Origin of the sequence: Macrococcus animalis (assembly GCF_047425875.1) — a bacterium.
GTDB lineage: Bacteria > Bacillota > Bacilli > Staphylococcales > Staphylococcaceae > Macrococcoides > Macrococcoides animalis.
In genome coordinates, this window is record NZ_CP179727.1 from 1,278,794 (window position 1) to 1,287,133 (window position 8,340).

The following is an 8,340-nucleotide window of genomic DNA, read 5'->3' on the forward strand; positions in this document are numbered from 1 at the left end:
ATGACTTATTTTTTTAACTTTTTATGATTGAAAAATTATCTTTTATGTACTTCATAATAAATTAATATTTGTTAAATAAAGTTAATAAACATAGAGTATATTTTTACAATAAAAGTATTGAAATATACATAAAAAGTAAATATAATAAATTTTGTAATTATTAATATTTTGTAATAATTACAAAAATCGAGAGGGAGGTTGACCATTATGAACAATTGGTTAGATACAAATGGAGCATTTGAATTAAATCCATTTGACCGATTAATATTGTACAAAATCTATTATATCTTAGAAAAGTTAGATCCACCGAATGCTGAGATGCATCAATTACATCAAAAGATCGTTAGAGATGGTCATGACGCTCAAAATCATATTCTATTAGAAGAGTTGACGTTAGAATATGATAAGATTCCTCCTCATGTATCTGAGTTTGTTGATGCCGTCATTACTATGTATGTTCATATGACTAAATCATATGCGGCATTAGCAAGGCATGAACTTGAGGTACTGAAAGAACATCCGTATTATTCTTTTTTAGGATTTAACCTTGTAGATGAAACGGATTATGAGATTTATGCATTCTTCTATCTCAATGAAATGCGTCAATATGATGGTTATATTGATTTGACACTTTTTAGATCATTAGAATCAAAACCAGTAAGTTATAAGACATATCAACGTATGTTGGATATCTATGAGAGCACTAAAGTTGATTCATATTTATCTTTCGAAGTTTTGAGTCAAATATTAAGGTAAAGAGAGTAAAATATAAGAGGAGAATAGGAATAGTTCCTATTCTCCTCTTATATTTTACATCGCATCAATTAGTGTCTCAATGATTTCAGGTTTGATTTGATTACATTGAATATATTTAACACGATAAATATGCTCAATCGCTTTTTTTGAAGAGTCGTAATCATTTGTTTTTAAGTAAAGATTCATTGGTACAGCCTCATCATTATGAAGACCAGGTTGATGATAGTTATAATCTAATTTTGAGTATCCAAATTTCTCATAGAACGTGTGTAGCGGGCTATTACCATCATTATCTTTTTCGCACTCGAGCATAATATGTTCTAAAGAAGTGCCGTTATTCTCGCACAATTTTACCATAATATCTTCAGCTTCATTCATTAACTGACGAGCTATTTGTTTACCACGTACTTTTGGATTGACTACCAAGTAGACAACATATCCTATACGATACATAATCTCTAAATGAAACGCAATAAATCCATAAAGTGTATCATCCTCAAATATAGCAATGAAGTGATAACGTTCTTCATCTTGCTGTTTTAATTTAAAAGATTGTTCGAATACTTCAATTGGTTCACGAATATCATAATCAAATTCAGTATCGTATAATGTCATGCACTTTTGGAAATAGTGGTCGGTTTCTGTTAGATGTAAAAATTTCATTTTAGGACCCCATTTACATTATTTAATATACCTATTGTATCATTTGATTAAATTTATGCACACTTTTAGATTAATAACAGGAAATAAAAAAAGCCCTCATTGAGGGCTTTTAATAAAAAGCTATATTAACGACGGTCAGTTAAATCGTTGTCTAAATCATTGCGACGGTGCGCATTAGTATCATCAATTTCAACTTCTTCACGGCGTACTTCTTCTGAAACATGTTCAGTGTCAGTTACACGGTTTTTCTTAATTAGTAACTCTTCTGCAACTACGTTTTCTTTGTCGACAGAAACACGTTCTTCAGTTAATGGAACACGAATTGTTTCTTCGTCTAAATCGTTATCGAAATGACCATCAGCTACAGATTCATTTACTTTACGACGTTCAATTGTTACTTCATCATGTGATACAGGTACATCAAATTCTTGACGCTCAGATACTACATTCTTATCAATTGTTACTTCACCAGATTGAACTGTATCTTTGTTAACGCGTAAGCGCTCTTCATGTAATTTAATCTTTTCATCATCTGAAATGTCATTACGATCTCTTAAATCGTTATCTAAATAGTTTAAGCGTTCCTCTTTTGTCAATTTGTTATACTCATCATAGTTTAAATTTTTATTGTTATTCATATTAATCTCTTCCTCTCTAGTTTTTAAATTATTATTGCGGTGTAATTCTGCATGGTCTGCATCTGTATCAGTGTTATTAATCATCCCTGTAGTGTGACCAGCTACTGTGTTACCTGTTCGATATTCTTTATTTACATCTGAATCGTTTGAGTAATATGCGTCATTATCTACATATAATAAGATTTTTCCGCTATTTACTGCATTGTCGTATTCTACTCTCTCAGATTCTGATAAGTTCAACTTATCAAATACTTTGTGTTGTGGATCTTCACCTGTAAAGAAAGCAGCCACTTTATCACCGAATGAACCTTCAGCGTCTTTGAATTGTACATCTGTGTAATCTAATGCTGAGCCTTCTAATTTACTCTTAGAAATGACATGTAAGTCATGCTCTGCAATACCTTCAGATTTAAGTTGGTCGATTCTACGTAACAAACTTTCTTCATTTAAAAATGTTTCTAAGTTTCTCATCTTCATCGTACCTCCAATAGTTTGTTTTGTACGTTTCGTGATGACTGATGTTTTATTGTTATGCTAAATAGATACCCGTGAAGACAAAAGGTAAACACAAAATTATGAAATTAATATTCTTGTTTAGTAAAAATTAATATGCATATATATAGAAGAAAAGCATGTTTATTAATTAAAAATTATAATAATTATTTTTTAAATCTTTTAATTTATACCATGTGATGATGATAAGTACTTTAATATTAGAAGTCATTAATTACTTAATTTACCAATAAATATACTTAATTTCGTTTGTATTATTTAGAATGTTTCGTCAATTTAGTGTTCGAGACCTTTTAATAGAAATAGTATTGCTAAATAGCAATAACTTTGATATTATCTAAAAATATTATTAATAAGAATAACTCATATAAATTAAAGGATATGGCTTTAGGGTTTCTACCACATTACCGTAAATGATGTGACTATGAGTAATATTAGTTGCATATTTTCGTATATTTAGTGCGCTTATTACTCATCTTAAATTCTATTTAAGATGGGTATTTTTTATATCTTTTTACATTCTCAGAGAAATAAAATGGAGGTTTCAATGGAGTTTTTACAGCAAAAGGTAATAGAAGACGGTGTCGTGATTGATGGAAGTATTCTGAAAGTAGATTCATTTTTAAATCACCAAATTGATGCTCAGTTAATGAATGAGATTGGTAAGAATTTATTTGAGACATATAAGGATAAAAATATTACTAAAATACTTACAATCGAAGCGTCAGGTATTGCGCCAGCTATTATGGCGGCATTACACTTTAATGTTCCTTGTCTGTTTGCTAAAAAAGCACAGCCGAGTACCTTAACAGAAGAAATATACAGTACTGAGATTCACTCTTACACTAAAAATAAAACGAACCACGTTATTATTTCTAAAAAATTTTTGAATGAAGATGATCGGGTTTTAATAATCGATGATTTTCTAGCGAATGGTGAGGCTGCGCTTGGTTTATATAGTTTAGTTAAACAAGCGGGAGCAAGTTGCCAAGGGGTTGGTATAGTTATTGAAAAAAGCTTTCAGAAAGGTCGCCAAAGGCTGATTAATGAAGGATTAAATGTTACAAGTTTATGTAGAATTGCTTCTTTAGATAATAACCAAGTGACTTTGGTAGGCGAATAGGATGAAAAATTTATTATTAAGTATTCAACATTTGTTAGCAATGTATGCTGGCGCGATTATCGTCCCTATCATTGTTGGTGGTGCATTAGGATTTTCATCTAAAGAGACCGCTTATCTTGTATCAATTGATATTTTTATGTGTGGTGTGGCAACATTTTTACAAGTATATAAGAAGATAGGAATTGGTTTACCTGTCGTTCTAGGTTGCACGTTTACAGCTGTAACTCCTATGATTATGGTAGGATCTAAGCATGGATTAGATACGCTGTATGGATCTTTGTTTGCTTCGGGCATTATTATTGTACTCATTTCACCGTTCTTCTCACATTTAATAAAAATATTTCCGCCTGTAGTAACAGGAAGTGTAGTAACAATCATTGGAATTACTTTAATGCCTGTAGCGATGAATAATTTAGCAGGTGGGCAAGGTGCTAAAGATTATGGAAATTCAAGAAATATTATTTTAGGTATAGTTACATTAGTTATTATTTTAATTATTCATCGATATTCAACAGGTTTTATTAAATCAATCGCTATATTAATTGGGCTAATTGCTGGAACCATAATATCATCATTTTATGGTTTAGTAAGCTTTGATGCTGTTTCACAATCAAATATGTTCGAGTTTCCGAAGCCTTTTAGATTTGCCAGTTTCAAATTTGAAATAGAATCAATTATATTATTTGTAATTATTGGCATAGTTAGCTTGATTGAATCGACGGGCGTTTATACAGCGTTAAGTGATATTACAAATATTAAGATTACACGCAAAGACATTTCTAAAGGATATCGTTCAGAAGGATTAGCGATAATATTAGGATCAATCTTCAATGCATTTCCTTATACTGCATATTCACAGAATGTCGGTTTAGTCTCCTTATCGGGTGTTAAATCACAAAAAGTAATGTATGGGATGGTGGTATTGTTACTTATTTGTGGTTCGATTCCTAAAATTGGCGCATTAGCAACAGTGATTCCACCTTCTGTATTAGGTGGAGCCATGATTGCAATGTTTGGTATGGTAATGGCATATGGGGTAAAGATGCTTGGAACAATAGATTTTACCAAGCAAGACAATTTACTTATAATTGCTGTATCTGTTGGCATTGGTCTAGGAATTACAACAGTTCCAAAAGCTTTCAATGGTTTTGACGAAGAATTTACTTGGTTAACACAAAATGGTATTGTTATTGGGACTTTTACAGCGATTATCTTGAATTTATTTTTTAATGGATTAAACGATAAACAAATCGTGAAAAATATGAAATAATAGTAAGTAATAAATTACAATGGAGGAATTATAATGACGTGGGAAAGCAAGTTTCAAAAAGAAGGCTTAACTTTTGATGATGTATTATTAATACCAGCAGAATCAAGTGTATTACCGAATGAAGTGGATTTAAGTGTTTCGTTGTCAGATAACCTTAAATTAAATATTCCTATTTTGTCAGCAGGTATGGATACTGTAACTGAATCTAAGATGGCAATCGCTATGGCTAGACAAGGCGGTTTAGGAGTAATTCATAAGAACATGAGTATAGAACAACAGGCTGATGAAGTTCAAAAAGTTAAACGCTCTGAAAATGGTGTCATTACTAATCCATTCTTTTTGACGCCAGAAGAGCAAGTGTTTGCAGCTGAACATTTAATGGGTAAATACCGTATTTCTGGTGTTCCAATTGTTAATAATTCAGAAGAGAAAAAATTAGTTGGTATTATTACTAACCGTGATTTACGTTTTATTGAAGATTTTTCTATTAAGATTTCTGATGTTATGACGAGTGAAGCACTTGTAACGGCACCGGTTGGAACGACCTTAGAGCAAGCAGAAAAGATTTTACAACAATACAAAATCGAAAAATTACCAATCGTTGATGAGACTGGTATTTTGAAAGGTTTAATTACAATTAAAGATATTGAGAAGGTTATTGAATTTCCGAATGCTGCAAAAGATAGTCACGGGCGTTTGTTAGTAGCAGCTGCTGTGGGTATTGCAAAGGATACATTAGTACGTGCTGAAAAATTAGTTGAAGCGGGAACGGATGCATTAGTGATTGATACTGCGCACGGTCACTCTAAAGGTGTTTTAGAGATGGTTAAAGCACTTAAAACGAACTTCCCTGAAGTAACATTAATCGCTGGTAACGTCGCAACTGCGAGTGGTACACGCGCTTTAATCGAAGCAGGAGCTGATGTTGTTAAAGTAGGTATCGGACCGGGTTCTATTTGTACAACTCGTGTAGTAGCAGGTGTAGGGGTTCCACAAATTACTGCAATTTATGATGCGGCTACTGAAGCGAAAAAGCTTGGAAAAGCGATTATCGCTGATGGTGGTATTAAATTTTCTGGAGATATCATCAAAGCATTAGCTGCAGGTGGCCATGCAGTAATGTTAGGTTCATTGCTTGCAGGTACAACCGAATCTCCAGGAGAAACCGAAATCTTCCAAGGTAGACAATATAAAGTATATCGTGGAATGGGGTCCCTTGGTGCGATGGAACAAGGGTCTAAAGACCGTTACTTCCAAGACGATAAAGATTCTAAAAAGTTTGTTCCAGAGGGTATTGAAGGTCGTATTGCATTTAAAGGTGCATTACAAGATACAGTTTATCAATTGCTTGGTGGTGTAAGAAGCGGTATGGGTTACACTGGATCAAAAGATTTAGCAGCATTACGTGAAGAAGCTCAATTTATTAAAATGACTGGTGCAGGTTTAATCGAGAGTCATCCACATGACGTTCAAATCACTAAAGAATCACCAAATTATTCACTATAAACATCACACTAAAGGAGAACATCACTTATGGAAATGGCATTAGAACAAGAGTTAATTCTCGTATTAGACTTTGGTAGTCAATATAACCAGTTAATTACCCGTCGTATTCGTGAAATGGGCGTATATTCGGAATTACATGATCATGAAATTTCAATTGAAGAAATTAAGAAGATGAATCCAAAAGGGATTATCCTTTCCGGTGGACCAAACTCAGTTTATGAAGAAGATTCATTTACAGTTGATCCTGCAATCTTTGATTTAGGTGTACCAGTATTAGGTATTTGTTATGGTATGCAATTAATGACGAAATTACTTGGTGGTTCTGTAGAGCGTGCCAATGAACGTGAATATGGAAAAGCAGTTATTACTGCTGAAACACATTCACTATTTAATATGTTACCTGAAGAACAAACTGTTTGGATGAGTCATAGTGATAAAGTTATCAACATTCCTGAAGGATTCAGAATGATTGCAAATTCTCCAAGCTGTAAATATGCAGCAATTGAGAATGCTGACCGAAATTTATATGGCGTGCAATTTCACCCAGAGGTACGTCACACTGAATACGGTAATGATTTATTACGTAACTTCATTCGCAAGATCTGTAATTGTACAGGTGAATGGACAATGGAAAACTTCATTGAAATCGAAATCGAAAAGATTCGTGAGCAAGTTGGTGATAAAAAAGTACTATGTGCAATGAGTGGTGGCGTTGATTCATCAGTAGTTGCTGTGTTATTACACAAAGCCATTGGGGATCAATTAACGTGTATCTTCGTAGATCACGGTTTATTACGTAAAGGTGAAGGCGATATGGTGATGAAACATTTTGCTGAAGGATTCAACATTAATATTATCCGTGTGGACGCGAAAGAACGATTCATGAGCAAGTTAGCTGGCGTTTCTGATCCTGAACAAAAGCGCAAAATTATCGGTAACGAATTTATTTATGTCTTTGATGACGAATCTTCTAAGTTAGAAGGTGTAGATTTCCTAGCACAAGGAACGCTATATACTGATATTATTGAATCAGGTACAAAGACAGCACAAACAATTAAATCACACCATAACGTAGGTGGATTACCTGAAGATATGCAGTTTGAATTAATTGAGCCAATTAATACATTATTTAAAGACGAAGTCCGTGCACTAGGAATTGAGTTAGGTATTCCCGAGCATTTAGTATGGCGTCAACCTTTCCCTGGTCCAGGACTTGGAATTCGTGTATTAGGTGAAATTACTGAAGAGAAATTAGAAATCGTACGTGAATCAGATGCAATTTTAAGAGAAGTGATTGCTGAGTCAGGGTTAGAACGTGACATTTGGCAATACTTCACGGTATTACCGGACATCCGCTCTGTAGGTGTTATGGGAGATTATAGAACATATGATTATACAGTTGGTGTTCGCGCAGTTACAAGCATTGACGGTATGACAAGTGACTTTGCTAGAATCGATTGGGAAGTGTTACAGAAAGTATCAAGTAGAATTGTAAATGAAGTAGCGCACGTCAACCGTGTCGTTTATGATATTACTTCTAAGCCACCAAGCACAATAGAGTGGGAATAGAATATAAAAGCGCATTAAGTCTAAAAGACTTAATGCGCTTTTATACGTTGTGCTATGATGTATAAAAAAATGTCACAAAATATTCACAAAATAAATAAATACATAATATCTCAATCAATATATATGTAAATCATAATTTCATTTAAAGTCTAGCATTATATAATATACTTTCAAACATTTTTATTATATCTAAATAATTAAATCGAATATATAAATATTTAACAATATGTTAATAGTTAATAAACGTTATATATAGTATTGCTTAAAGACTAGAAAGCGCATAAAATAGAGGTATTAAACGA

The 8,340-nt window shown here is 32.9% G+C and carries 7 protein-coding genes and 1 riboswitch; of the genes, 5 read left to right on the top strand and 2 right to left on the bottom strand.

The window, feature by feature from the left end; all coding sequences use genetic code 11:
* Positions 1-207 precede the first annotated feature (207 nt).
* The gene (locus tag ACMGE9_RS06735) at positions 208-756 is read left to right on the top strand and encodes a YfbU family protein (RefSeq protein ID WP_414042062.1); all 549 of its coding nucleotides are present in this window, start codon (positions 208-210) and stop codon (positions 754-756) included.
* Between the two features lie 54 nt (positions 757-810).
* Here the strand turns inward: ACMGE9_RS06735 and ACMGE9_RS06740 are convergent, their stop codons facing one another.
* Both ACMGE9_RS06740 and ACMGE9_RS06745 read right to left on the bottom strand, forming a co-directional pair.
* Positions 811-1,419, bottom strand: coding sequence for a GNAT family N-acetyltransferase (locus ACMGE9_RS06740; RefSeq protein WP_414042063.1), 609 nt, complete (start codon positions 1,417-1,419; stop codon positions 811-813).
* A gap of 125 nt (positions 1,420-1,544) precedes the next feature.
* Positions 1,545-2,534 (bottom strand): YsnF/AvaK domain-containing protein, encoded by a 990-nt coding sequence (locus tag ACMGE9_RS06745; protein ID WP_414042064.1) that lies wholly within the window; start codon positions 2,532-2,534, stop codon positions 1,545-1,547.
* A gap of 379 nt (positions 2,535-2,913) precedes the next feature.
* Positions 2,914-3,015: riboswitch (purine riboswitch) on the top strand.
* Between the two features lie 102 nt (positions 3,016-3,117).
* On the opposite strand from ACMGE9_RS06745, the gene xpt reads away from it, so the two are divergent.
* From xpt to guaA, 4 genes are read left to right on the top strand one after another with little or no spacing between them, the layout of a single operon-like run.
* Entirely contained in the window at positions 3,118-3,693 is a 576-nt protein-coding gene (gene xpt / locus ACMGE9_RS06750; RefSeq protein ID WP_414042065.1) for a xanthine phosphoribosyltransferase, read from the top strand.
* Position 3,694: 1 nt separating this feature from the next.
* Complete coding sequence (locus ACMGE9_RS06755) at positions 3,695-4,963, top strand: nucleobase:cation symporter-2 family protein (protein ID WP_414042066.1); 1,269 nt, start codon at positions 3,695-3,697, stop codon at positions 4,961-4,963.
* 33 nt (positions 4,964-4,996) lie between these two features.
* Positions 4,997-6,469, top strand: coding sequence for an IMP dehydrogenase (gene guaB, locus ACMGE9_RS06760; RefSeq protein WP_414042067.1), 1,473 nt, complete (start codon positions 4,997-4,999; stop codon positions 6,467-6,469).
* 27 nt (positions 6,470-6,496) lie between these two features.
* Positions 6,497-8,038, top strand: coding sequence for a glutamine-hydrolyzing GMP synthase (gene guaA / locus ACMGE9_RS06765; protein ID WP_414042068.1), 1,542 nt, complete (start codon positions 6,497-6,499; stop codon positions 8,036-8,038).
* Positions 8,039-8,340 lie beyond the last annotated feature (302 nt).